This window comes from Exiguobacterium sp. 17-1 (assembly GCF_023096305.1).
GTDB lineage: Bacteria > Bacillota > Bacilli > Exiguobacteriales > Exiguobacteriaceae > Exiguobacterium_A > Exiguobacterium_A sibiricum_A.
The window spans coordinates 414,850-440,123 of the sequence record NZ_JALIGJ010000002.1 but is presented as its reverse complement, the minus strand read 5'-3'; the positions used below and the strand labels follow the sequence as shown (position 1 = coordinate 440,123).

Sequence of the window (25,274 nt, the reverse complement as noted above, 5' to 3'; positions counted from 1 at the left end):
TTAAATTAGTTGAGCAGTCATTTATACTTAGGGGGAAATCAGATGAAACAAGTCACGAAAATCGTCATTGCCAGCACGTTGATCGCACCGATGCTTGCGCCCGTCATTCAAGTCAAGACACTCGCCGCCGACAACAGCGTCGTCAAACTTCGTTTTTTAGAGACCACTGATTTACATACAAACTCGATGAACTACGATTACTTCAAGGATGCGCAAGATGAGACGATTGGTCTTGTCAAAGCTGCGACCGTCATCAAACAGGAACAAAACGTCGTCGGCGAAGCCAACAGCTTCGTATTCGACAATGGCGATACATTACAAGGGACACCATTTGGCGATTACGTCAAAAATCAATACGACAAAGGCAACAAAGGGAAACACCCGATGTACGAATTGATGGAATACATCGGTTATGACGCAGTCACACTCGGGAACCACGAGTTCAACTTCGGACTCGACTTCCTGAAGTCAGCGATGAAAGCATCAAGCGGCGAAATCAAATTCGTGAACTCGAATGTCCTCGATGCTGTTACGAAAAAACCGATTGTTTCCGAGTTCAACACGGACGGGAAGGATTATCAAATCATCGAACGTCAAGTCAAAGACCAAAACGGTCAGATGAAGACGGTCAAAGTCGGTGTCTTCGGGGTCGTCACACCACAAATCATGGCGTGGGATGCCGGCAACCTGACAGGGAAAGTGACAGCGGAAGATATCGTTCCGGTCGCTAAAGCAACGGCGAAAAAATTAAAAGACGCCGGTGCAGACGTCGTCGTCGCACTTGCCCATACAGGAATCGGGGATACAGCGGATCAAAAAGACGGCGATGAAAACGTCGGGTACGCGTTGACAAAAATCGCCGACATCGATGTCTTGATGACCGGTCACCAGCACGGGAAATTCCCGGACAAGACATCAGCGTTCAATAACTTACCGAACGTCGACGCAGCAAACGGTCTCATCAACGGTAAACCGGTCGTCATGGCCAACACGCAAGGAAAAAATGTTGGCGTCATCGATCTTCAATTAAAACAAGACGGCGACAAGTGGGTCGTCGATACAGCCGGATCAAAACTGGCAGACGTCACGAAAGACACGGTGGCAGATGCCGGTGCTGTTAAATTAATTGAAAAAGCGCATGAAGGCACACTCGCTTACATCCGCCAACAGGTCGGAACGATCAACGATGACATCCAAAGCTTCTTTGCTCTCGTTCAAGATGACGATTCAGTCCAGTTCGTAACGAACGCTCAAAAATGGTATGTCGAAAAACAACTCAAAGAAAATGCGGATCTCGCTCAGTATAAAGACTTACCGCTCTTATCTGCCGGTGCACCATTCAAAACAGGCGGCCGCAATCAAGTCAACGCGTCTGACTATACGTTGATCAAAAAAGGGCCGATTGCGTTGAAAAACGTTGCCGATCTTTACGTTTATCCGAATACACTCGAAGTCGTCAAAGTGACAGGAGCCGACGTCAAAAACTGGCTCGAGATGTCAGCCGGTCAATTCAATGAAGTGACGGATGCGAAGACAGACTTGCTGAACAAAGAGTTCCGCAGCTATAACTTCGATATTCTCGACGGCTTGACGTATGATATCGACATCACGAAACCGGCGAAGTTTGACTACAACGGTGTGGTCGTCAAGGAAGACGCGAGCCGTGTTCAAAACATCAAGTACCAAGGCAAGGAAATCACGGACAATCAGGAGTTCCTCGTCGCAACGAACAACTACCGTGCCGGCAGTGCGACTTTCCCGGGTCTTGGTCAAGGGAAGAAAATCGTTTACAAATCAGCTTACGAGACACGCAACGTCATCTCGGACTTCATCAAAGCAAAACAGCCGGTTGATTATCAAGCGGACAACAACTGGTCACTCGTTGCCAGCAAACCGATCACGGTGGACTTTGATTCAGCGGAAGCGGCTGCAGACTACACGAAACGGTATGAAGGCATCACGAACACTGGGGTTAAACGCGCTGGTGAGACAGGAACGTTCCTGAAGTTCAAACTCGATGTGCCGATGAAAGACTTTAATGTCAGTGTCAGCGCTATCAAACCGGGAGCAAAAGTCGTTACCGGTAAAGCGGTCGCCGGAGCAAAAGTTACAGTCAAACGCGGCACGACGGTCCTTGGCACGACGACAGCCGACGAAACCGGCAAGTATGCCGTTACCGTCCGTCCGGTCAAACTGCGTGACAAGTTGACGGTCGTCTCGGAGCTCGGTTTCATGAAAAAAGAAACGACAGTTACTGTCGGGACAGGTGTCGTCGCGACACCAGCCATCGACAAGAAATCAGCCGTCTACGGTTCGACGGTCTTGACAGGAAAAGCAACGGAAGGACTCGATGTCACGCTCTATAAAGGGTCGACGAAAATCGCGAAAGCGAAAACGACGGCAAGCGGCTTCAAGATTCCGGTCAAAAATGGTCTGATGACGGGCACGTACACAGTCAAGTCGACGGACATCTCAAATAAAATCACGAAAAAGGCGTCATTTACGATTAAAAATACGTATCCGGTCAAAAAATGGGCGGGTAAAAAGACATTGACGGGCAAAGTCGAAAAACGTCAAATCGTCCGCTTGTTCGAAAAAACAAGCAGCGGCTACAAATTGATTGCGCAGGACGTTGCCGACAACCACGGCAACTACGTCCTCAAAATGCGGACAGGTCTAGCGACGGGTTCATACAAAATGAACATCTACACAGCATCGGACCGTCTCGATCAATCGCGTTACTTCATCACGAAAAAATAAGACAACAAACCAAAACGGCTTCTCATCTGAGGAGTCGTTTTGGTTTTGAGGAAAAAACTGGCATACTAGTTAAGAGGGGAGAGGATACCATGCGGCAAGTCATCGTCACACCATATCAGTCGTCCTGGCCAGAAGCGTTTCAACAGGCAAAAGAGCAGTTGGAGACGATTTTCGGCGACCGTCTGCTTGCAGTTCATCATATCGGCAGTACATCGGTTCCGGGATTATCGGCAAAACCGATACTCGATATCCTGCCGGTCGTCGATTCACTTGACGGGATCGAAGCATTTGACGCAGCGATGGAACAGATTGGCTATGAAACCAAAGGGGAGTTCGGGATGCCCGGGCGCCGCTATTACCGAAAAGGCGGCGACGACCGGACACACCACATTCATCTGTATGCGACCGGCAATCCGGAAATCATGCGTCACGTCGTCTTTCGCGATTACTTGCGAGAACATCCGCAGGAAGTCGAAGCGTACAGTACAATCAAAGAGCAACTGGCGGTACGGTATCCGGAAGACATCAGTGCCTACATTGCCGGCAAGGACACCTTTGTCAAAGCGATGGAGCAACGGGCACTGGTCTGGTGGTCGCATGAATGACTGGCAACAGGCACTTGACCGGCACGTTGGTGTCGGTGTCCGGACGACACGTGCGTTGATCCGGCTGATTCAGCCGGAAGACTGGGACAAACATCCGATTCCCGGCAAGCGGTCCGTCTATGAAGTGGCGGTGCATCTCGCTGTGCTGCTCGAAGCCGATTTACGGATTGCGACCGGAGCGACGGCAGACGAAATGGGACAGTTTTATGCCATTCCGGTGCCGCCTGATCAGCTTGTCGACCGCTTGGACCGGTCGTGGCAGTATTATCAAGACCGGCTTGCAAGTGGTTTTGCGACGGAACCGACCTACTGGGGCGTCTCCGACAGCTCAGCCGGTTGGCTGATGGAAGCAGCCGTCCATTTGTATCATCACCGGTCACAGTTATTTGATTACTTGAACCTGCTTGGTTATGACATCAAGTTGAATTTGTTTGAATAATAGGAGAGTGTTGAAATGGAACGAATTGTAGATACAGCAGACGGCCGCTTTGATACACGCTTGACAGGGACGGGGAATGTGACGTTCATCCTCGATCACGGAATGATGTCGAGTCATTACCAATGGGGCTGGCTCCGCGGGGAATTATTGAAACAGGGTCGCGTTTTCGAATATTCGCGGCTCGGTTACGGCCGATCGACCCGCGGTAAAACGAAACGGTTGTTTACGCAACAAGCGGATGAACTGGAACGGGTCCTTGCTTTGCTGGACATCAAAGGACCGTTCGTCTTCATCGGGCATTCCCTCGGTGCCTATATCTCGCTTGAACTCGGACGCCGCCGACCGGACGAGACGGCAGGGATTGTCCTGCTTGATCCGTCGCATCCGGAAGTCGATGCGGAACTACCAAATTGGTATGAGCGGACGCAGGAGGAATGGAACCGCTTTTTGTATGTCTTGAGTCATGTCCGGCCACTCGCCTGGTTGATTCCGGATGACCTCGGCGCACGGATGTTCACCAGTCTGCCGGAAGCCGATCGGATTCCGATGTGGCGCAACATGGCACGGAAAAATCACTGGCGGGGGACGCTGGACGAGTGGCAGGCAGTCGAAGCGAATAATCAGCACGTCCTGGAAGTCGTCGAGCATATTGTGCCGCCGGTTCTCGTGTTATCCGCATCGGACTGGGCCGGCGGGATGCCGGAAAACTGGCTGAATCCGGAACTGACGAAACGGATCAATGCCGCACATGAACGGTTTGCCGCCAGTTTGCCGGACGCGGAATTCCATGTCATTCCGGACACGAATCATTATACGATTGCCGGATTTTCGGAAGAGGCCGCGACAACGATCGTCGGTTTGATCCGAAACGCCTTTTTTAAATAAGTTTGATTCAGATATCCCATTTCCATGACGCGTCGAGGGCCGTCATGGAAGCGGGAGTTTTTTTCATGTTGTAAAACAGCAGTTGACAGGCTAAACCGGAACGATTACTATTTAAAACGTAATGATTACGATTTGACTAAAAAGGAGTAATGACTATGCATCCGATCCCCATCACGGTCCTGTCCGGTTATCTTGGTGCCGGTAAGACAACTGTATTAAATCATTTATTAAACAACCGGCAAGTGCGCAAGCTTGCCATCATCGTCAACGATATGAGCGAAGTCAACATCGACGCCGTGTTGATCGAACAAGGCGGTTTTTCGCGGACGGAAGAATCATTCGTAACGTTATCGAACGGTTGCATCTGTTGTACGTTGCGGGACGATTTATTACTGGAAGTCCGGCGGCTCGTCGACCAGGGCAATATCGACGGCATCGTCATCGAATCGAGTGGCATTTCGGAACCGATTCCGGTTGCTCAGACGTTTACATACCTCGATGAAGACAGTCAGATTGATTTGACGGAGACGACAAAAATCAATGCGATGGTAACGGTCATCGACGGCTATCGATTCCTGAAAGACTTTGAGTCCGGTGAATCGTTGATTGAGAGGCAACAGGCGGTCGACGAGACGGACGTCCGGGAAGTCGTTGATTTGCTTGTCGATCAGGTCGAGTTCGCCGATATCATCTTGCTGAACAAAATCGATCGGTTAACGGATGAGGAGAAACATGATGTCATCGGCTACTTGAAGGCATTAAATCCGATTGCCAAACTGATCGAGACGGTCCACGGACAAGTCGATCCGGCTGAAATCCTCGACGTCGATCTGTTTGATTTTGAACAGGCGGCAGCAAGTGCCGGCTGGATCCGTGAGCTGAATGCCGAGGAACATGTTCCGGAAACGGAAGAATACGGGATCAGTTCGTTTGTCTACAAGCGCGACATTCCGTTTCATCCGGAACGGTTGCTGGCTTTGATTGAGGCGTGGCCGGAAGAAATCGTTCGCGCGAAGGGCTTTATCTACCTTGCGACGCGCCCGGAAATCGCCTTGTTGTTCCATCAGGCGGGATATGCCTCGAATATGGAATATGCCGGACGCTTCGAATCAGTCGCGGATCGCCGGACCGAACTCGTTCTGATTGGGATCGGCTTTGATCAGCAGGCACTCGAAGTGGAGTTTGACGCTTGCCTTGTTCAAGAGCACGAAACGAACTGGGCGAGCCTGAACGATCCGATTCCGGGGCGCGAGCTGTACGACGTGAATTTTTCAAAATAGGTCAACTTTTCAAGAAATCACATCCGTGGTTTCTTTTTTTGCTATATTTTTAAAGGAGACAGGGAATGAAAAGAATAGAGTACGTTGCAGAGGAGGAAGTCTAGTGCGCAATCGGATTTTACAGTTCGCGCTCGTGTTTTTAGTCGCAGGCGGAATCATTTGGGGACTATACCAATTAGGCTATTTATTTTATGTGCTGACGATTTCCGCGACCGTCGTACCGCTTGCTGTCATCATGATCATCTTCATCGAAAACCGGACGGCGGAATCGACGATTGCCTGGTTTTTAGTTTTGATTTTCTTACCGATTCTTGGCGTCATTATCTGGATGATGTTCGGGCGCAATCCGCGCCGCCGCCGCCGGAACCGGCGGTCGCATGACGAACGGACATTGCTGAAACAGGCAATTCGTCCCGTCCGATCGCTTGCGGTCAGTGAGTTGCCGCCGAATCACCTGAAGCTGGCCAATACGATTCGGAACTTTGGCGGCGGTGGCGTTGATGTCCATACTGCCAGTCAAATCCTGACGAACGGTAACGAGACGTTCCCGGAAATTCTCCGGATGATTCGTTCCGCGCAGCATCATGTCCATATCCAGTACTACATTTACCGGAACGACGAGACCGGCCAGGCAATCCGCGAAGCATTGATTGACCGGTTAAACGCCGGTGTCGAAGTCCGGTTCATGTTTGACGGACTCGGGAGTTACATGCTCGGGGAAGGCTTTTTAAAACCGCTCCGGGAAGCCGGTGCGAAGATTGCGGCGTACGATCCGATTTCAAGTCCGTTATTCATCTTCACGGCGAACTTCCGCAATCACCGGAAAATCGTCGTCATTGACGGGAAGATCGGTTTCACGGGTGGACTGAACGTCGGCGACGAGTACGACGGGAAAAGTAAGAAGTTCGGTTTTTGGCGCGATACCCACCTTCGGCTCGAAGGACGGGCCGTCAAGGAATTACAGGCGACGTTCCTCGATGATTGGTTATACGCCCATCTCGAAGGCAGTGATACGTGGGAAACGTTCGCCGGCGAAGGGGCAATCGAACATTACTTCCCGAAACATGACGTCGAGTCGGATGGCGCGGTCCAGGTCGTGACGAGTGGACCGACGTCAAAAGATCCGGCCATCCGGAACGCGTTGATTGCTGCCATCATCTCGGCGCAACGGTCGATCTGGATTTCGACGCCGTATCTGATTCCCGATAACGAGACGATGACATTGCTCCGTCTCGCGGCCCGTGCCGGACTGGACGTCCGGATTCTGACGCCGGGTAAGGGAGACAGTTTTACTTCCTACTATGGAACCCGGTCCTATTTCGGACCTTTGTTAAAAGATGGAGTCAAAATTTATACGTACAATCGGCACTTCATCCATGCCAAACTGTTCCTCGTCGATGGAAAGATTGCCGTCGTCGGAACGGCGAACATGGATATCCGCAGCTTCGTTCTGAACTACGAACTGATGGCCTTCATGTATGATTCCGAGAGTGCAGCCCGGCTCGAACGCGATTTCATCGATGATTTCGATGTCTCGATCCAGCTGTCGTCAGCGGATTATGTCAAACGACCGATGCGGTTCCGAATCTTTGAATCGTTCTCCCGTTTGATTTCGCCATTGTTATGATCACAAGCGTACCGTCCTTGATTTTCAGAGGATTGGTGCGCTTTTTGATTAGTTGTCACTTGAAACGGGAACAACAACTCTTATACACTAATAGTGTAATCGGTTGCACACTTAATTTTTGGAAGGAAGTGACAAGGGCGTTCGCGTCCTGATCCCGTATGCGCACAATTGACGAATCCCATTTCTATACCCGAGACATGAAACCATTGGCACGACCGGAAGCGATTGTCCAAGGTGACACATACCGCTTCACTGTTCTCACCAGTCGTCTGATTCGACTCGAGTACGCAGCGGACGGACAATTCGAAGACCGACCGACGCAAACTGTTTGGTACCGTGATTTCCCAGTGCCGTCGTACCGGATCGTCGAAGACGAAACGGAGTTGCAAATTATCACGGAACACGTCCATTTGCATTATACGAAAGGACCGTTTGCGTCGAACACCCTCTACATCGACGTCCTTGGAAACTTCAGTACGTATTACAGCCGCTACACGTACGGCGGACCGCTCCGAACCCTCAAAGGGACGGCGCGGACGCTTGACCATGCCGACGGGGAGATTCCGCTCGAAGAAGGAATCATCTCCCGCCAAGGCTATGCGGCCATTGACGACTCCGCGTCGTTCGTCCTGACGGAGGATCATTTCGTCGAACCCCGTCAAGAAGGAGCGCAAGACATCTATTACTTCGGTTACGGTCACGACTACAAACAGGCGCTGAAAGACTTTTACCGCCTGACCGGTCCGACACCGATGTTACCGCGGCAAGTGCTCGGGAACTGGTGGAGCCGCTACTGGCGGTATAACGAAAAAGAATACAAGGATTTGATGACCCGCTTCAAGACGGAAGATGTGCCGTTTTCGGTCAGCGTCATCGACATGGACTGGCACGTGACGGACATTCCGGAGAAATACGGCAGCGGCTGGACGGGCTACACGTGGAACCGCGATCTGTTTCCGGATCCAAAAGGGTTCCTGCAATGGTTAAAGGATGACGACCGGATGGTGACACTCAACCTGCACCCGGCCGACGGTGTCCGTGGATTCGAAGAAGCGTATGAGGCGATGGCTGTTGCGATGGGGGTTGACCCGGATACGGAAGACCGGATTCCGTTCGACTTCTCGGACCGCGATTTCATCGAAAACTATTTCACAAAGCTGCATCACCCGCACGAAGCCGATGGGGTCGACTTCTGGTGGATTGACTGGCAACAGGGCGCCAACTCGAAGATGAAGGGGCTTGATCCGCTCTGGATGCTCAATCATTACCATGCGCTCGATATCGCACGGGACGGCAACCGTCCGTTGATCTTCTCGCGGTATGCCGGACCCGGCAGTCACCGTTATCCGGTCGGTTTCTCGGGCGATACGTTGATTTCCTGGGCATCGCTCAAGTTCCAGCCGTACTTCACGGCGACGGCCTCAAACATCGGCTACGGCTGGTGGAGTCATGATATCGGCGGTCACCAGCGTGGGGAGAAGGACGACGAACTGTCGACGCGTTGGCTCCAGTACGGCGTCTTCAGCCCGATCATGCGTCTCCACAGCACGATGAGCATCTTCAACGGGAAAGAGCCGTGGCGTTACTCGGTCGAGTCGGAGCAGGTGATGAAGAAGTACCTGCGTCTGCGTCATCAGCTCGTCCCGTACATCTATACGATGAACGCCCGCAATCACTTTGACGGTCTGCCGCTCGTCTCGCCGATGTATTACGAACATCCGGAAGACGAACTGGCGTATGCCGTTCCGAACCAATATTATTTCGGGACGGAACTGATGGTTACACCGATCGTCGAGCCGATGAATCCGAAGCTGCACGTCGCGGCGACGACGGCTTGGTTACCGGACGGCGAATGGTTTGATTTCTTTACCGGTCACCGTTATTCGGGCGGCAAACAGATGCGTCTGTTCCGAAAGCTTGACGATCAAGGGGTCCTCGCGAAAGCCGGCGCCATCATTCCGCTCGGTCAGCACATCGAACATTCGAATGCGCTCCACAATCCGGAGCATCTCGAGTTGCTTGTTTTCCCGGGCGCATCGAACCGGTTCACATTGTTTGAAGATGACAATGTCGGTGTCGCGCACCGGGACGGGGAAAATGTCGAGACGGCATTTGAACTCGACTGGGCGGCCCGGACTTTGACGATCGCGACCCCGTTCGGCAAACGGGAACTGTTGCCGGAAAAACGGGAAGTGACACTGATCTTGCGTGGTGTCAACGAAGGACACGTCTCACGGGACGGGAAAGTCCTGCCGAGCCGTTATGATCATCAGACTCAATCATTGTCGGTTGATCTTGGTGAACTCGGTGAGACGCAAGTCTTGTCGCTTCAGGTCGACATGTCGACAAATGATAACCGGATGGAACGGTTATATACGTTCCTTGATCAGGCGGAGATCGGCTATGATCTGAAGGACCGTTTGTACCGGTTGCTGTCGCAACGACTGGAACCGGTCAACTTGATGCATCAATTGCAGGCGCTAAATCTTGAGAAGGATCTCGTCGACTGCCTGCTTGAAATCATGTTGTTCTAAAAACAAAGCAAGATAGTACAAGCTCTCACTCTCTTTTCATCTGCTTTTCCCTGTAGGAGTCGGATGAAGAGTAGTGAGATTTGCAAACAGGACAAAAGTAGCGATGGACACGTCCATCGCTACTTTTTTTATATGGCTCTATTAAATAAAGGTTAATATTGAAAAGAGATATAAACTTTTTATTGTTTAGAAGAGTACTAGAACTCCAAATTTAAAATGACTGGGGGAATTCAGTGTGATACTGGAGGCTAATATACATATTCGAGCGATGACTAAATATGATTTTGATTTAATGGTGAAATGGTTAACTAATCAGACGGTATTAGAATTCTATGAAGAACCGCCTTCAAATTTAGATCGAGTAATCAATAAATATGGTCCTAGAATTAAAGGGGAACACTATGTTACACCATGTATTGTAGAGTACAAAAATGAACCAATCGGTTATATACAGTACTATAAGATTCAGGAAACCGATTTAAAAAAATACGAACTTCCGAACAATCAAAATACTTATGGTATGGATCAATTCATTGGTGAACCCCAATTATGGGGCATGGGGATAGGTTCCATAATGATTCGAATGATGTTAGATGACCTTTGGAATAACAAAGGTGCTTTAAAGGTAGTGTTGGATGTTAAGAAAACGAATAAAAGAGCAATTTCAAGTTATAAAAAATGCGGTTTTAAGCAAATCAAAGAATTAAATCATGACTCGGTTTTAATGGAATGTGTAAAAGAAACATACTGATGAACTTAGTAACGTTCCCACGTTTTAAGGGAGATGAAAAAAAGAAATTAAAAAGGTGTTCTTCCGCAACTGACGGAAAGAACACCTTTAAAGTACTATCATTTACGCTTTAACTTCTTCGCCTTCAACTTCATGTCCGGATAGGTGATCATCGGACTGTCGTCGACGGTCAACCGGAGATGGTTCGGTTCCCCTTTTGAGGTGATGCCGGAACAATACAGAATGTCGGCATACTGGTCAAACAGCTTTTCGTAGGCCGGCAAATGGTGCATCAGGCGACCGGGCGAACCCCAGCCGCATAAGACGACACCATTCGTCTCCTTGACCTGACGTAGCGTCTGTTCGACGAACTCGTAATTGATTTCGTCAAAACTGGCTTGCGCGAACGGCAAGTCTTCGCTGACAAGCAGGTCCGGCATCAGACTGATGATGTCGTATTGTTTGATCGGATCTTCGATATGCTTTTTCATCAAATTATACGCGCGTTGCGTCGTCGTCCCGGATAAAAAGGCATCCGTCGTCCGCGGCGTGTAAATCAGGGCAGCGACGTATGCGCCGTCCGTCACGTCGTCAAAGATGTAACTCCGCAGATAGCGTTTTGTTTTTGCTTCGTCAAACGTCGTTTGGACGCGGATCGACGATTCCTCAATCGTCAAGGACGAACGATCGGGTTGTGTCATGGTGGTGCCTCCTTTTAGTTGGTCAAACGTAAGCTGATGCGAAGGAGTTGGGCAAGTGTCTGTTTCTTGAAATCGAGATCGTTCGCATCAATCGGCTCGATTTGTTGTTGATAGGCATCGTATTGGTCGAGGACGTCAATGACATACTGTTCACTGCGATTGTATTCAAACAGGGCAGATTCAAGCGTTCCTCGGTCAGAGCGTGTCGTGACGTCGTGCTGATTGAGGTACTTCGCGGCCGTGTGAGCGCTGTCCGTCAAATCCGTCGGATCGGCTTTGCCGTCTCCGTTCGCATCGACACCAAGTCCGCCATATTGTTTGATGGCTTCCGGATCGGTCAAGTCAATCCCGTCATGCTCGATGTCGCCAAGTGACGTTCCGCCTTCATACCCCCAACCGACCCATGTCTTCGGCATGAACTGGAAAGGGCCGATTGCACCGACGGAAGACTGCATGGCGGACGATTTCGAGAAGATCGTCTCGACGCGATGAATCGCGGCAAGTAACTTCCAATCGACCTCGTAGCGGTCACCGGCTTGTTCGTAGATGTCGATATTCTCGGCTGGGACACCGTACTGTCCATAATAGGTGCGATACAGTTCATTTTGGACACGTTCCCGGTTTTGCCAGTAGATGATGCTACTACCGATGAGGACGATCAGTACGAACAAGATGCTTAATCGAAAAACTTTTCGCATTTTGTTCTCTCCTCTTTCTGTGATTCCACTGAATGGTATCATATTTCGCAAGCGGCTAATAGTTTTTTTGTAAAGTCCGTTCCCGTGCAACGGTGAGAGCGGTCACATGCAGTGAGAGAACAACGGAAATCCTGTCGCAAAGCTTCATTTTAAGAAGGGTTTTCCGATTAAATCGGGTTGTAACGAGTAAAGAAGTTGTTAATTACTGACATCGTCAAAACAAGCGAAATTTGATAGACTGAATGTCAGATGAAGTCATCGTTCATTTTTTAAGATTTTGACGGTTGCAGGAATCGTCGATGGGCTTGTAAAATGAAGAGGTAAACGCTTACACATCAAAGGAGATGGACGAAACCATGCGAACGATCACTTCCACTGGCGAACGAAAGAAAACAAGTTGGACTCTGAATATCGGGAGTCAACCGAAGTTGATGATGGATGGACTGACGGAGAAAGAAACAGATCAAGAACAACGGATCATCTTCGATCACTTTTACATTCCAACAACGGCTACACTGATTTTTCGGTTCAAGGAACGTTTCCCGAACCATCTCTGCGAGAACGGGTATGATGTGTATGGAGCAGCAGCATTTGATGAACAGGTCGTGGAATTGATTTCGAACTGGTTCATCGAACTGGTCACCGTCTTGACGGCCATTCAACGTACGAAAGGCATCCAGCACTTTTTGATTGAGGGTGGGGTCGCCAAACGGACGGATTTCCTTCCGACCGTGCGCCGGACCTGCCGGGCACTTGAATCAACAGTTGATATCACATAATTCGTTAGACCGCCGGCCGACGCCGGCGGTCTTTTTTTGGTAGACGACAAAACGGTCCCTCACCGTAGAAGCAGATGAAGAGACCGTCATTGAAAAAATGATTTTGGAAACAGACGAGGAAAAGGCTTCCTTGTAGTCGAAAGCATTACATAGGGTTCGAGAAGTTTTTTTCAGCCGCCCGACACGCCCGGAGCAAGGCATCCTTGAAGAACCGGTCTTCTTGCGAGGCAAGCATACGGGTCGCTTCCTCGTCACCGCGAAGTGACTTGCCAAGCATCTGGATGACTTTGACCCAGCGCCGGACGTGGTCGAGCTGTGGACGTCCCATCGCGACGTAGACCGTGAACCAGTCGTTTTGATCACGGCGGATCATCCGTTGGAAGAGTGACTTCGCGAGATCGACTTCTTCCGTCGACGGGACCGTCATCGTCTCGAAGTACTCCCGGAGTGAAGCAATGGCCGTGACATAGGCTTCTTTGACGTCAGCGGACGGTTGATGTTTTCCGTAATCGGACGTCGACAGATGGATCAAGGCCGGTTTCTTTTCAATTCCGGTGATCCAGGCGGACATCGTCTTGCTGCTTTTGACCGCTTGCCGGTTGGCGACGGGCAGTTTGGCCGTCACTTGGCCGACCTTGCCGATGACGTTGACTTTTCCGTTACGTTCCTGGACTTCCGTCACCGTCATTTCGACCGTATCGCCCATTTCGAACGGGATCGCTTTCGGTTGGAGTTTTTCACCGGCCGTCAACGGCGCACGTTTGCGGATCATCCGTAACGCTTCTTGCTCCATCCGGTCGTCGAGCGACCAAAGGTGTTCCGGCGGGACGTTACGGAAACGGCGGCGGCGCACTTTGATGTATTGATCGAGGGCATCGGCAGCCTGCTCCCGGGACATCTCGCCGGCAGCGACCGGTCCGATGATATCGCGGAGTGTGATTGATTCGAGTCGTTCCATGATTCCTTCGAATGGAATCAGCTCCATCACGTAGAGGCTGCTGACGACGAGTTCACATTCGCGGGGCGTAAGAGGGCGTTTGGCCATAAATTGACTTCCTTTCCAGTTGCTTGATGTTTCTAGTATACCAAAAAAAAGTCACCATCACCTCTACGGGTGATGATGACGATGAGTTTTTCTCCGCTTAAATGACGTAGGCGGATTCCGAACTGTTTTGCAACTCGGCCTGGCTCAACTTGACGAGCCCGTCATGGAACGGGTCGTGGTCGACCATCAGCTGTCCGAGTGCCTTGATCTCGGTGACCGACGTATCGGGTTTCGCACCCGTCAGGCGTAAGCGGTACGGTTTTTTGAGTAACGTATCGAATGTCAGAACAATCGTGTGTTCCATCAAATTCCTCCTTTAATTGATGTAGTGAAGTGCCTTAAGCGTTAAGTAAAGCGAAGTCACGGCTGATTTCCGTGTGTGTGTACGAGCCGGCAAGCATCTTACCGATTGCCTGACCGATTGACGCGACGACTTGTGGTTCAAGATCGGACCGCAGACCGTTAAAGCGACGGCGGGCGAGAACAGCATCCCCGTTTGGTGTCACCTTGTCGTTTCGTTCGAAGACGACGACTAAACTGGTTTTGATTTCTTCAGCTTGTGTCATGTGTATCACCTCCTTCGCCCTTATTGACAGGACGAAAACAGGAAATGTTCGGAAAGGGTGAAAAAAAGTATGGTCTGGTTACGTTTTTTACGACGGATGTCCTTTTTGAGGATGCGGACGCTCGCCTATGCGTCGTTTCTGTTTGTGTTTGGTGTCGCCTTAATCATGTATCTGGCGGAACCGGACACGTTCGGCTCTTACTTCCGGGCCGTCTACTGGACGATGACGACGGTCGTGACCGTCGGGTACGGGGACTTTTTCCCGAATACAGATTTCGGACGTTTCATGACAATCTTCGTCTTCATCTTCGGCATCGGGATCGTCGGCGGTCTGATTTCAAAACTCGTCGACGGAGTCCAATTGATTCGCAATCAAAAGGAAAGAGGGTTATTGCAAGTGAAAGAGACGGGACATACGTTAGTCTTCGGCTACAGCCGCCGTTCAAAACACGTCATCGACGAATTGCTTGAAACAACGGACGTCATCCTAATCGATGATCTCGAGCGGGAACCGTTCAGTCATCCGCGGTTCCATTATGTCAGCGGTGACCCGGCGCTGGACGCGACGTTACAGCGGGCGAATATCAAAAAAGCGACCCGGGCGATCGTCCTCGCCGATCATTCGATTCCACCGGCGCTTGCTGACGGCCGGACGCTGTTGATCGCGGCGAGCATCGAACGGGCGAATCCGAACATCTATACGATCGTCGAGATGATGCTCGAGGAACATCTCGACAGTTTTGAACAGGTCAAAGTCGATGAAGTGTTGCTTGGCGACGAAACAGTCGCCCGGATGGCGATACTCGCCGCCTACCATCCCGGTGTCTCGAAAGTCGTGACGAATCTCTTGACGAAAGACGGGGACGGGATGTTTTCGCTTCCCGCTAAACCCGAGTGGCAGACGTTTCGTGATGCCTTTCATATCCTGCTCGAAGACGGGGTGACGATTTTATCGGACGGTAAACGGCTCGATTTGAACCGGCGGTTAAACGAACCGATTCCTCCGAATACGACACTGATCGTCCTATGCAGTGAAGAAACCGCGCAGCGGATTGGAGCTGTCTGAGGAATAGGATTACATTAATTCTTTTTCGGGTATAGTAAATACATTTACTATGCAGAGGAGAAAAGTGTATGACAAACTCACAACCAGAATGGATTCAGGAATTATTTGAGACGGTCGATCAAGGGGAATTAAAAGATGTGCCGAAATTACTTTATATGGCGTTGACGTTGGAGCCAAGTTATTTCACAAAAGCAGTTAGTCGGTTAAATCAACGGCTCGAAGTCGAAACGTTACAGGAAGTCTCGGAACTGTTGACGGTTTACCGTCAATTCTTCATCTCCGCTAATCCGTCGGAAGAATACTGGTCGATTGCCTGGAACGAATTGATTCAGACGATGCACCATTTCATCGACCGGACAGAAGCGCAACAGTTGTTTAAAGAACATATTGATTTGATTGATTGGTGGTCAAGTGAATCGTTATTGTCGTTACCAAGTTGGTTAACGGTACTCGATCTCGCAGAACGAATTGATGCACTTGAACAATTTTCCAGTTACTTACCAGACATTTTTGAGAGCTACGCTTTGGAGACGGCGAAGGATGAACCGTTTGCCCGCCTCGCTTGGTACGCGCTCGCCAGTGGTCAACAGGATTTACTGACACCGTTCCGGTCACGGATTGAGCAGTCGGACGTACCGGTCATCCGATCACTCGGCGATGCGGATTTACTCGATCAAATTGATACGACACGGGTTCGTATGTTAAAGTCTAAGGATAACGAACCGATAGAATTGATGTTTGATCGAAAATGGACATTATAAATTAACTCATAGAAAGTGACATCTAGATACTACACGAATTTAATCCAAGGGGTGTAGGGATGATACACGTCAATTTGCCGCGAGGTGATTATGTCGTTTTAGTGGAGATCAACCGGGAAGTCTTGCTGTGCCATTCATTAGAAGAAGCAGAGCAGGCGGAACGCGATCGGTATGAGCTGGTCGGACGGATGAGCGAACGTTTGCCGTCTGAAGTGATTGGTCCGTCGATTGCTGATTTTGTCCGGTTTTCCACCGGTTTTATCGGAGAAGCCGTGACGTGGAGCGAGGCAGAGGAAGCCTTCTTCTGCCAACAGTTCGAGACGTTTGACGGATCACCGCTCGGAGAAGATTTGACCGGGATTGATGCCAAACGTTGGCGTGCCGTTCTCGTCCGTTATTACTCCTATGTCACGATCGGAAAAATCATTCCATTTGAAGTCAGCGAAGAGTCCGATGGGACGGTTCCATTTTTTTAGTCCGTTTGGATCAGCACATCAATAGAATCGGCGTGTAAAAAGAGAAGGGCAGGGTCCACATTGAAAAAGAAACTTGCACTACTCACATTTGCTGTCGTCGTAGGGTTACCTACTTCTGCGTTCGCTAATTCTCAATATGTGCAGTATGATCCGACGTTTAATGAACAACAGAAACAAACATGGCTTGCGGAACAGGGACTTCAGGAAGTTCGGGAATTGAAACAGGACGGATTTTCACTCGTCGAACCGTTGCCGCACATCGACAAGGCGGATGTCGAAGCCGATCTGATTCCGGTCAGTGTCGTCGAAAAGGCGACGGATTCCGCTCAATTGCAACAGACATATCTCGACCAATCGCGTATTCCTACTTACTGGAAATACAGTCGTGGTAAATCGGACGTTCGTGTTGCGGTTATCGATGATGCGATTGATGTCAATCACTCAGAGTTCAAAAACGTCATCTATAAGACGACGACGATTTCCGGCATCCGGAAACCGGACGATCACGGGACGCATGTCGCAGGAATCGTCGCGGCAGCAGAAGACGGCAAAGGAACGGTTGGGGTCGCATCCGGTGTCAAACTGATTGGCGCTGACGTCTTTGACGGCGACTTTGCCAGTTCGATCGATATCGGGGACGGCGTATTGTATGCCATTTCCCAAGGCGCCGACGTGATCAATCTGTCGCTTGGTCAATACGAATACGATCCGTACATGGAAGCCGCAATCAAAAAAGCGGAAGCGAAAAACATCATCGTCGTCAGTGCAGCCGGGAACGACGGACGCAATAAACTGTTATTCCCGGCCTCGATGAACTCGGTCATTGCCGTTGGTTCGGTCGGGACGCTCGGACGCGCTTCGACGTTCTCGAACTACGGGAAAGGGCTGAACATCATGGCACCGGGTGAGGGCGTCTACTCGACGATGGTCGGCAACAAGTACGGTTATCTCGACGGGACATCGATGGCAACACCGATCGTCAGCGGTGTCATTGCGCTTGCGAAATCGAAGAATCCGTTCATTACGAACAGTACGCTCCGCAGTAAGCTGTATGCGGCTGCGGCGAAAAAGACCGGCGATACGTCACTGCATTACGGGACAGGCCGTCTGAATGCCGGGATGCTTGCGACGATTCCGTCACCGGTCTCGAAAGTGTCCGTCCCGTCCGTCTTGAAGCCGAATCAGCCGTTCGCGCTTTACTTTGACGAGTATTCGAACGCGAAGACGCTGACCCGTCTGTACAAGGACGGCAAAATCGTCAAGACGTTTACGAATGACTATCTGCGGAACGGTACCCATAAGTATACGTACGCTTTAAAAGAAGCAGGGACGTATAAACTCGTCTTTGCGACGTCGAGCGGGCGTCATACACGCGTGACGGAGCGGGTCATCACCGTCAAATAACAACAAAAAAAGCCGTCTCACCTTAGGGGAGACAGCTCGTTAGGGACTCAAAGTATTTACTTTGGGTCTTTTCCTTTTTTATAGATGGGCGTCGGAACGTTTAGCGCTTCGCCGGTCCACTGAATCGTTGCTTCCATTTTGTAGCCGGTATCGTCTTCATGGATGAACGACAGGCGTCCTGAATCGATCAGCTGATACAAGCCGTATTCGACTTGATTCGCCCACGACCGTAACGTCATCGCTTCGTCGTACAGCGGAATCTGTTGCGGGAACCGTTCATTCATCAGTAAGATGTCATGCTGGTCAAAATGGTAACTCCGTTTCGAAAATGCATCAGGTTGTTTTACATTAAATGGCTCGAACGCATGGATGAGTTCACCCTTGCGGTAAAAGGCAAAAATGCCGTTCCGGAGATGAAGGGCCTTGATTTCATCAATCTCGATCAAGAACGTCAACTTCCGTACGGTACGCTGGTTCGTACCAGAGCGTCTTTTTTTCATGGTATATGCCCCTTTCTGAACCATTGTACTATACCGTAAAATCAGAAAGAATTGCAACTTTTCCGCCCATCAAACGAGAAATACCTCTTGCTAGAAACGCTCGCGTACGCTACACTGTTAAGCAGTGACTATGTTGGTTCGGACAATTGCGGGGCACTTCGGTGCTTTGAGGAAAGTCCATGCTCGCACAACCTGCGATGGTTGTAGTGATCGTGCTACACGAAAAGATAAGTGTAGGCAGCGTCGTGCTGACGGCAGAAGGAACGCCTAAGTCTTCGGATATGGCCGAAACTTCTTGAAAGTGCCACAGTGACGGAGCCTTACTGGAAACAGTAAGGGTGGAACGAGGTAAACCCCACGAGCGAGAAACCCAAATTTGGTAGGGGAATTTCCGGAGCGGAACTGAACGCGAAGGAGAGCGTATGTAAATACGGAGATAGATGATTGTCGCCCACGTGTGAGGGTCAAACCGTTTGCAACACTAGGGAACAGAACATGGCTTACAGGACCACATAGGCTGTTATTTTTACTTTGAACGAGAGTCCAGGTCCAACTGGGCTCTTTTTTTATTGAATGGAACTTGGAACGATTAGAAACAGGTAGGAGCGTGAACAATCATGGCAAAACGTTTAGTCATCGCGACGGCGGCAATGGGAATCGAATCCCTCGTCGCCAAGGAAGTCCGCGATTTAGGATACGAGTGTACGGTTGAGGACGGAAAAGTCTACATCGATTGTGAACTCGAGGACATTCCCCGTCTCAACCTCTGGTTACGGACGGCAGACCGTGTCAAACTCGTCGTTGCGGAATTTAAAGCGACATCATTCGAAAAATTATTTGATCAGGTCAAGGACCTCCCGTGGAGCGAACTGTTGCCGTGGGAAGCGAACTACGTCGTCAACGGCCGCTCGGTCAAATCAAAACTGTTCTCGATCCGTGACTGTCAGAAAATCACGGAAAAAGCGATCGTCTCGCACATGCAGGAAGCGTACAACATGGGCGACGAGTGGTTACCGAAAACCGGTGCCAGCTTCCCGATCGAAGTTGCGCTCTTAAAAGATATCGCGACGCTGACGATCGATACGTCAGGCGACGCCCTGCATAAACGTGGCTACCGCGAGTTCCACTCGGCGGCACCACTGAAAGAGACGATGGCCGCGGCAATGCTGATGCTGACGAACTGGAAGCCGGATATGCCGCTTTATGACGTCTTTACGGGTTCGGGAACATTGGCGATTGAAGCGGCAATGATCGGCCGTAATATCGCACCGGGAATCAACCGCGAATTCGCGTCGCAGGAATGGGCATGCATTCCGAAAAAAGCCTGGTTCGATGCAATCAAGGAAGCAAACGAAAAAGCTGAGTGGGACAAGCCGCTCAAAATCTATGCCAACGATACGGATCCGGAGATGGTCAAGCTCGCGAAACAAAACGCCGAGCTCGCAGACGTCCGGGACGCGATCAACGTCATGCAACGCGACGCAGCCGACTTTAAGCCGAAGGAAGACTTTGGTGTCATCATCGGGAACCCACCGTACGGGGAACGTCTCGAGGACGCACGTGAAGTGCATCAGCTGTACCGGAAGATTGGCAATGCGTTCCGTGAATTCCCGTACTACAGTGTCTACATGATCACGTCGTACGTCGAGTTCGAAAAAGCATTCGGCCGCCCGGCGACGAAACGCCGTAAGCTGTATAACGGGAATATTGAAGTACAATTCTACCAGTACTACGGATTGCGTCGGAAAAGACCGCAGTCTTAAGCGGATTGTTAGGGCAGGGTAGTCGCCAGTTCCCACTCAGTTCCCACTTTTTAAATTTTTTTCGCAAAATGTCAGGAGCCGCTCGGTTGAGCGGCTTTTTTGTCGTCCAATGAAGATGCGAACTGGGAAGCAGTATTTTCCTGTAAGGTGTGAATGACATGCGCATACGTGTCCATTGTCGTCTTGGCATCAGCATGACCGAGTCGTTCCTGAATCACCTTTGCGTGTGTGCCGACTTCAAGAAGTAAAGTGGCATGCGTGTGGCGTAAGCCGTGTAAGGTGACAGGCGGAAGTTCAGCAGAGGCGAGCGTCAAGTGATGGCGTCGGCGTAGTCCAGAATGCCAGAGATACGCACCGGTCACACCGGTACAGATGAGATTTTCTGTATTGCGCCATCCGAGCCGCACTTGATTATACTTTTGTTCCCGTTGGATCTGTATCAGTTCCTCGACGACGATGTCTGGGATGATGATTACTAGGACCTTCTTCCCTTTCGTTTGGGAGAACTAATGACCACCGACCGTTTCGATTGCGGTCCGCATGACCATGATACGCTTTCGTTCAAAATCGACATCAGACCAATGGAGTGCCGTCGTCTCTCTGGCCCGCATACCCGTATAGGAGATCAGAATGACGGCTGCATAATTCCCTGTCGTCATGACTGTCTTCGCGATTTTGAGGTACTCTGACAACTCGGCGGCCATCAATTTCGTCATGTCCTTGACGCCTTCACTTAATTTCGCTACCTGCGAGAATAGGTTCAAGAGGTGGTCCGTGAATCCCATGCGACGCGTATTGATGACCTTGCGGATGGATCAGTCCCGTCGTTTGCTGAGTTGGTCCGCTACCCAAAACTCGACGTCCTTCTTACGTTCAGACGAGTAGGAAAGTTGAGTCCGTTTCCCAGTCTAGTCGAACCCTAGATTGATCCGCACTATCCATCGACCGTTCGGTTGCTTGATGATGTTCATATTCGTGTGCTCCTCTTATTGCGTACATATGTTCTATTTTCAACTGTAAGAAAAGGCACCTGAGTGCCTTCAATGTACTACGGTTACGAACCTTCTTCATCTGCGTTTTCTTTAAAGAATGTGCTGTATGCTGAAACGTCAGGATGAGTGAGTTTCTCCATCACACTAAAGTTCTGTTTGATGGCACTCGCGAGTTGTACGGCATCCGGATAATCCTGTTTGTCGATGCTATAAAACTGTTGTTGAAGTTCCTCATAAATCCGGTTCATTTCAGCTTGATTGGTGGCCAGTTGTTCTGTTGTGGCGCTAATGTCAGATGGTGTACTTGTTTGTTGTAACTTTGTGATTTCTTGACCAGTGTGATCCATCATTTCTTTCAAGCTGAATAGCGAAGACGATAGTGGGGCGGTGACAAGATCCCCCTTCGTACCAACCATGCCGCTAAGTTCTTTGATTTTGAAAGAGAGTTGATCGAATCCTTGCGTAATGATGAATGTACTATTGACGATGGCGGGAGCATCATACGAAATAGATTGTTCAGCTTCTGTTTGCGGTTCTTCCACTGCGTCTTCCGTGACGGGTTCCGCAACGATCGGTTCCTCTTTTTTCACGGAATCCGGTTGTTCTACTAAATCATTCGTGGCACCATCTCGCATGGTGTAACGGGATTCATCCATGTTGTCGAAGTTGATAGGGGAGCGAATACTTTCACGTAACTTCTTATCGACATTCAAGAAGATGCCAGGATGTAGCCAGTACCCGTCTGCTTTTTGAAAATAACGCTCCCTATCAACGAGAACCATGTTCGTGAAGTTATCAAGATTTATCTGATCCAGTGTACTACGGGTATAAAAGGACTTGAATACCGTATCTAACTTCTCATTTCCACTATCGTCTGTCATCACGGTAGGGCGTTCAAAAGCGAATAAATCAAAGTTTTGGTTCGGATAAAGATCCTCAATCAGATTGATTGAATTATAGGCGTATTCTTCCAAGAGTGAATTATCACTCCAAAATGCTGAATCTCTATAGGTGACAATCAATGTTTTATCTTTTACAGTCACTTTATCAATATCCTTATCATATAATTTCAAATCTTTCTCAATGGTATCGGGTGTTGAGTTCTTTAAATCTGTACTCTTTAAATCGGGTTCTTTTTCAATTTTCTTTTCATCAGTTGCCTTAACTTCTTTCTTAGGTTCATCAGAAACCTTACTTTGACTACTCATGTTCCCTAGAATAGTACCAATCAATAACACGACGAAAATCGAAACTAGCGTCCATTTTCCGCCTGACGTCATACGAGGTTCATTTAAACGTTTACTCAAATCATCCCTCCTTGTTCCATTTCTGTTATATATATATTTTCGACAACATCCTATATTTTCCTGCCATACACACTCACACCTCACTAAGGGGTATCTCTTGGAAGGAGTTGCTGAGATGGATTACATCATCCAAGTTGTGTAAAAACGTAGAGAATGAATTATGCTACTCGAGTAGTCTGATGAAAAGATGTGGAGTGGAATTATTTAGATTAATAATAAACTCTGTGCCGTGAACGCTCATGATTAAAGAGTGAATCCACAGTCCTGTAAAATCCTAGGTCATCCGAGACTCGCAAGAAATGATAATATACTCGTCATCCTTGTATTAACCAATCCCTACAACTCGCCAGATACAACACAATGGTAGTCTTTTCTTTTTATGGATACGCTGAAACACGTGGTAAATTAATCAAATTGTAGTTAGGGAACTACGCGACGCCTACCAGGGAATCAAGGATCTCAAGTAACTCTCCCGACAGATCAATTTGTGACTTGATTACTAACATCACTTGCCTGAGGATTGCGTCGGAAACGTCCGCAAGCGTAATTTGTAGAAACCGCTCATGCGAATGAGCGATTTTTTTGTATCTGCCGAAAGATAATGATAATTCGTTTCGACGTCACATGCTAGTTTTTATTCGATTATAATATTACTTACATTTTTGTAATTATAAGTAATTATTAATTAAATTCTAAAACGATGTGGTAAGTTATTCATATCAGCTGATGATCGAGCAAAACATTCAAAAACAGGAGGACGAACAAATGGACTTTTTTCTGAAAGCAATGCTGTTCACAGTCATGCTTCTCATTCACTATGCGTTATCAAGTCAAAAGAAAGTGTACCTGGGTGCAGTGATGCCGGTGATTTTCGTAGCGGCTATGGCGTGGCGGTACTTGACTGTGGATACCGTGAGCGTAAAAGCTCAATTGCTGGTTATGGGAATCGGCTTTTTTTGTCTGATGGCAGAGTGGATGGAGGGGCGAGAGGTGTTCAAAAGAAATCAGGAAAAAGAACTGGAACGCCTGCGAATCGAGGATTTCAAGTAAGTCCTTGTTCCTTAAAAAAACCGCTCGGTCTGAGCGGTTTTTTAGTTTATCATCCGAATCCGATCATGACATATATACCGTAAACAAAATACACCATAACACCTGATAACAGAATGAGGGCAATCACTTTTCCGACACCTCTTGTGCTGAGCAGAGCAGTCACTAGTGCTGCTACTAAACCTCCTACTAAGAATATACTTCCCCAAAATCCGTTTACCGGTAACAGATATACTTGAGCAATGCTGAAGATGAACAGGGCAACTGATATCCAACCCAATTTTTTTCTCATGCGTTCTCCTCTCTTAAAACGAAGCGTAATGATGTGTTTCTACATTTTCTTTTAGTTTACCAATTTAATAGTAAAAATTGTAAAAAATAAAGTGTGTGCAGCTGAATAGTTCTTTTAAACAGGGAACCCTTCATCAGTTGCCGAAAAATAGATTAACGGAAGACAGGAGGGAAAAGAATGTGGTTACTGTTTGGTATACTCGCGATTCTCGCAACGGCGGTGAATCTGATTTTGTACTTCATCGGTAAGGATTATAAGCTGGCAATGGCTGCCGGTTTATCGCTCACGGCACTCACGCTGTGCGCAGAATACAGTCAACTGAAGAGCTGGGTCGAAGCAGAAGACTGGGCGGCGCTCGCAGACGTTGTACCCGGAATGGAGCGCGCCTTTTGGATTTTGACGATTGTGTCAATTGGATTGAATCTGACACCGGTCTTGCTGGAAACCAGAAAGAACAGAACATGATTGTTTAATGAACGGCGTAAAAAAGGAGAATGTACGATGACCTATTCTTATTTACCGTTGACGCAACGTCAGGCGGAACAGATTGCCTACGACTGGACATACGAAGGTGACTTTGCCTTTTATAATATGCCGAACGATCCGGACGACTTGGCAGAATTTTTAGATCCCGATCAACGGACGGAACATTATTATGCGGTGATGGATGAAACACAACTAATCGGATTTTTTGTATTTGAGCCCGGACAGAATAGTCTTGAGTTGGCACTGGGAATGCGACCAGATTTGACGGGACAGGGAAACGGCGTAGCGTTTTTGGAAAGCGGTCTCGCTTTCGCGATCGAGAAATATCAACCACATCACATCGAATTAGCTGTCGCGACGTTTAACGAACGGGCCATCCGGCTGTATGCGAAAAGCGGCTTTGAGCCGATTGAACGGTTTCAGCAGGAAACGAACGGCGGAAGTTATGAATTCGTCAAAATGCGTCTGCATACAGGAATCATGAAATGAATATGGAACAGTAGTTAATGGGGACGGACAACGAGGGAGTCGA

The 25,274-nt window shown here is 49.1% G+C and carries 27 protein-coding genes and 1 other RNA gene; 18 read left to right on the top strand and 10 right to left on the bottom strand.

Annotated features, from left to right (window positions below; genetic code table 11):
• Positions 1-42: 42 nt before the first annotated feature.
• The 8 genes from MUN34_RS08070 to MUN34_RS08035 all read left to right on the top strand — a co-directional run bounded on the left by MUN34_RS08070 (position 43) and on the right by MUN34_RS08035 (position 10,881).
• Positions 43-2,760, top strand: coding sequence for a bifunctional 2',3'-cyclic-nucleotide 2'-phosphodiesterase/3'-nucleotidase (locus MUN34_RS08070; protein ID WP_247857474.1), 2,718 nt, complete (start codon positions 43-45; stop codon positions 2,758-2,760).
• 89 nt (positions 2,761-2,849) lie between these two features.
• A complete protein-coding gene (locus MUN34_RS08065; RefSeq protein ID WP_247857473.1) occupies positions 2,850-3,365 on the top strand; it encodes a GrpB family protein in 516 nt (171 codons plus the stop codon).
• Positions 3,358-3,804, top strand: coding sequence for a DinB family protein (locus MUN34_RS08060; RefSeq protein ID WP_247857472.1), 447 nt, complete (start codon positions 3,358-3,360; stop codon positions 3,802-3,804). The genes MUN34_RS08065 and MUN34_RS08060 overlap by 8 nt, the downstream gene beginning before the upstream one ends.
• Before the next feature lie 15 nt (positions 3,805-3,819).
• Positions 3,820-4,689: an alpha/beta fold hydrolase gene (locus MUN34_RS08055; RefSeq protein ID WP_247857471.1), complete on the top strand. Its 870-nt coding sequence runs from the start codon at positions 3,820-3,822 to the stop codon at positions 4,687-4,689.
• A gap of 155 nt (positions 4,690-4,844) precedes the next feature.
• Entirely contained in the window at positions 4,845-5,969 is a 1,125-nt protein-coding gene (locus MUN34_RS08050) for a GTP-binding protein (RefSeq protein ID WP_247857470.1), read from the top strand.
• Positions 5,970-6,072: 103 nt separating this feature from the next.
• Positions 6,073-7,596 (top strand): cardiolipin synthase, encoded by a 1,524-nt coding sequence (locus MUN34_RS08045; protein ID WP_026828609.1) that lies wholly within the window; start codon positions 6,073-6,075, stop codon positions 7,594-7,596.
• A 158-nt stretch (positions 7,597-7,754) separates the two neighbouring features.
• Positions 7,755-10,130, top strand: coding sequence for a glycoside hydrolase family 31 protein (locus MUN34_RS08040; protein ID WP_481804376.1), 2,376 nt, complete (start codon positions 7,755-7,757; stop codon positions 10,128-10,130).
• A gap of 235 nt (positions 10,131-10,365) precedes the next feature.
• Positions 10,366-10,881 carry a GNAT family N-acetyltransferase gene (locus MUN34_RS08035; protein ID WP_247857468.1) on the top strand — a complete coding sequence of 172 codons (516 nt, stop codon included), beginning with the start codon at positions 10,366-10,368 and terminating at the stop codon, positions 10,879-10,881.
• Positions 10,882-10,979: 98 nt separating this feature from the next.
• Here MUN34_RS08035 and MUN34_RS08030 read toward each other — a convergent pair whose 3' ends face one another.
• Both MUN34_RS08030 and MUN34_RS08025 read right to left on the bottom strand, forming a co-directional pair.
• Positions 10,980-11,561, bottom strand: a complete 582-nt coding sequence (locus tag MUN34_RS08030; RefSeq protein WP_247857467.1) for a DUF1643 domain-containing protein — start codon at positions 11,559-11,561, stop codon at positions 10,980-10,982.
• Positions 11,562-11,575: 14 nt separating this feature from the next.
• Positions 11,576-12,259 carry a lytic transglycosylase domain-containing protein gene (locus tag MUN34_RS08025; protein WP_026828605.1) on the bottom strand — a complete coding sequence of 228 codons (684 nt, stop codon included), beginning with the start codon at positions 12,257-12,259 and terminating at the stop codon, positions 11,576-11,578.
• A 356-nt stretch (positions 12,260-12,615) separates the two neighbouring features.
• Here MUN34_RS08025 and MUN34_RS08020 point away from each other — a divergent pair, with 356 nt between their 5' ends.
• Positions 12,616-13,038, top strand: a complete 423-nt coding sequence (locus MUN34_RS08020; protein WP_026828604.1) for a hypothetical protein — start codon at positions 12,616-12,618, stop codon at positions 13,036-13,038.
• A gap of 145 nt (positions 13,039-13,183) precedes the next feature.
• Here MUN34_RS08020 and MUN34_RS08015 read toward each other — a convergent pair whose 3' ends face one another.
• The 3 genes from MUN34_RS08015 to MUN34_RS08005 form a co-directional block, all read right to left on the bottom strand.
• Positions 13,184-14,083 (bottom strand): hypothetical protein, encoded by a 900-nt coding sequence (locus tag MUN34_RS08015; RefSeq protein ID WP_012370144.1) that lies wholly within the window; start codon positions 14,081-14,083, stop codon positions 13,184-13,186.
• 97 nt (positions 14,084-14,180) lie between these two features.
• Positions 14,181-14,387, bottom strand: a complete 207-nt coding sequence (locus MUN34_RS08010) for a DUF2922 family protein (RefSeq protein ID WP_012370145.1) — start codon at positions 14,385-14,387, stop codon at positions 14,181-14,183.
• 34 nt (positions 14,388-14,421) lie between these two features.
• Positions 14,422-14,649, bottom strand: a complete 228-nt coding sequence (locus MUN34_RS08005) for a DUF1659 domain-containing protein (RefSeq protein WP_012370146.1) — start codon at positions 14,647-14,649, stop codon at positions 14,422-14,424.
• 69 nt (positions 14,650-14,718) lie between these two features.
• Between MUN34_RS08005 and MUN34_RS08000 the strand changes: the two genes are divergently transcribed.
• The 4 genes from MUN34_RS08000 to MUN34_RS07985 all read left to right on the top strand — a co-directional run bounded on the left by MUN34_RS08000 (position 14,719) and on the right by MUN34_RS07985 (position 18,355).
• A complete protein-coding gene (locus MUN34_RS08000) occupies positions 14,719-15,714 on the top strand; it encodes a potassium channel family protein (protein WP_051525151.1) in 996 nt (331 codons plus the stop codon).
• A 68-nt stretch (positions 15,715-15,782) separates the two neighbouring features.
• Positions 15,783-16,475 carry a hypothetical protein gene (locus tag MUN34_RS07995; RefSeq protein ID WP_026828602.1) on the top strand — a complete coding sequence of 231 codons (693 nt, stop codon included), beginning with the start codon at positions 15,783-15,785 and terminating at the stop codon, positions 16,473-16,475.
• Between the two features lie 59 nt (positions 16,476-16,534).
• The gene (locus MUN34_RS07990; protein WP_026828601.1) at positions 16,535-16,951 is read left to right on the top strand and encodes a hypothetical protein; all 417 of its coding nucleotides are present in this window, start codon (positions 16,535-16,537) and stop codon (positions 16,949-16,951) included.
• Positions 16,952-17,011: 60 nt separating this feature from the next.
• Complete coding sequence (locus MUN34_RS07985) at positions 17,012-18,355, top strand: S8 family peptidase (RefSeq protein WP_247857466.1); 1,344 nt, start codon at positions 17,012-17,014, stop codon at positions 18,353-18,355.
• A 56-nt stretch (positions 18,356-18,411) separates the two neighbouring features.
• On the opposite strand, the gene MUN34_RS07980 is transcribed toward MUN34_RS07985, so the two are convergent.
• Positions 18,412-18,855 (bottom strand): hypothetical protein, encoded by a 444-nt coding sequence (locus MUN34_RS07980; RefSeq protein WP_247857465.1) that lies wholly within the window; start codon positions 18,853-18,855, stop codon positions 18,412-18,414.
• A 134-nt stretch (positions 18,856-18,989) separates the two neighbouring features.
• Here MUN34_RS07980 and rnpB point away from each other — a divergent pair.
• Together rnpB and MUN34_RS07970 are read left to right on the top strand one after the other, a co-directional pair.
• An RNA gene (gene rnpB / locus MUN34_RS07975) (RNase P RNA component class B) lies at positions 18,990-19,363 on the top strand.
• A gap of 109 nt (positions 19,364-19,472) precedes the next feature.
• A complete protein-coding gene (locus tag MUN34_RS07970; protein ID WP_247857464.1) occupies positions 19,473-20,618 on the top strand; it encodes a THUMP domain-containing class I SAM-dependent RNA methyltransferase in 1,146 nt (381 codons plus the stop codon).
• Positions 20,619-20,689: 71 nt separating this feature from the next.
• Here the strand turns inward: MUN34_RS07970 and MUN34_RS07965 are convergent, their stop codons facing one another.
• From MUN34_RS07965 to MUN34_RS07955, 3 genes are all read right to left on the bottom strand, one after another.
• Complete coding sequence (locus MUN34_RS07965) at positions 20,690-21,025, bottom strand: tyrosine-type recombinase/integrase (protein ID WP_247857463.1); 336 nt, start codon at positions 21,023-21,025, stop codon at positions 20,690-20,692.
• 99 nt (positions 21,026-21,124) lie between these two features.
• Entirely contained in the window at positions 21,125-21,334 is a 210-nt protein-coding gene (locus MUN34_RS07960; RefSeq protein WP_247857462.1) for a tyrosine-type recombinase/integrase, read from the bottom strand.
• Positions 21,335-21,672: 338 nt separating this feature from the next.
• Positions 21,673-22,917: a hypothetical protein gene (locus MUN34_RS07955; protein WP_247857461.1), complete on the bottom strand. Its 1,245-nt coding sequence runs from the start codon at positions 22,915-22,917 to the stop codon at positions 21,673-21,675.
• A 765-nt stretch (positions 22,918-23,682) separates the two neighbouring features.
• On the opposite strand from MUN34_RS07955, the gene MUN34_RS07950 reads away from it, so the two are divergent.
• Positions 23,683-23,967, top strand: a complete 285-nt coding sequence (locus tag MUN34_RS07950) for a hypothetical protein (protein WP_247857460.1) — start codon at positions 23,683-23,685, stop codon at positions 23,965-23,967.
• Positions 23,968-24,016: 49 nt separating this feature from the next.
• Here MUN34_RS07950 and MUN34_RS07945 read toward each other — a convergent pair whose 3' ends face one another.
• The gene (locus tag MUN34_RS07945) at positions 24,017-24,256 is read right to left on the bottom strand and encodes a hypothetical protein (RefSeq protein ID WP_247857459.1); all 240 of its coding nucleotides are present in this window, start codon (positions 24,254-24,256) and stop codon (positions 24,017-24,019) included.
• 177 nt (positions 24,257-24,433) lie between these two features.
• On the opposite strand from MUN34_RS07945, the gene MUN34_RS07940 reads away from it, so the two are divergent.
• Together MUN34_RS07940 and MUN34_RS07935 are read left to right on the top strand one after the other, a co-directional pair.
• Complete coding sequence (locus MUN34_RS07940) at positions 24,434-24,721, top strand: hypothetical protein (protein ID WP_247857458.1); 288 nt, start codon at positions 24,434-24,436, stop codon at positions 24,719-24,721.
• A gap of 36 nt (positions 24,722-24,757) precedes the next feature.
• A complete protein-coding gene (locus MUN34_RS07935) occupies positions 24,758-25,231 on the top strand; it encodes a GNAT family N-acetyltransferase (protein ID WP_247857457.1) in 474 nt (157 codons plus the stop codon).
• Positions 25,232-25,274 lie beyond the last annotated feature (43 nt).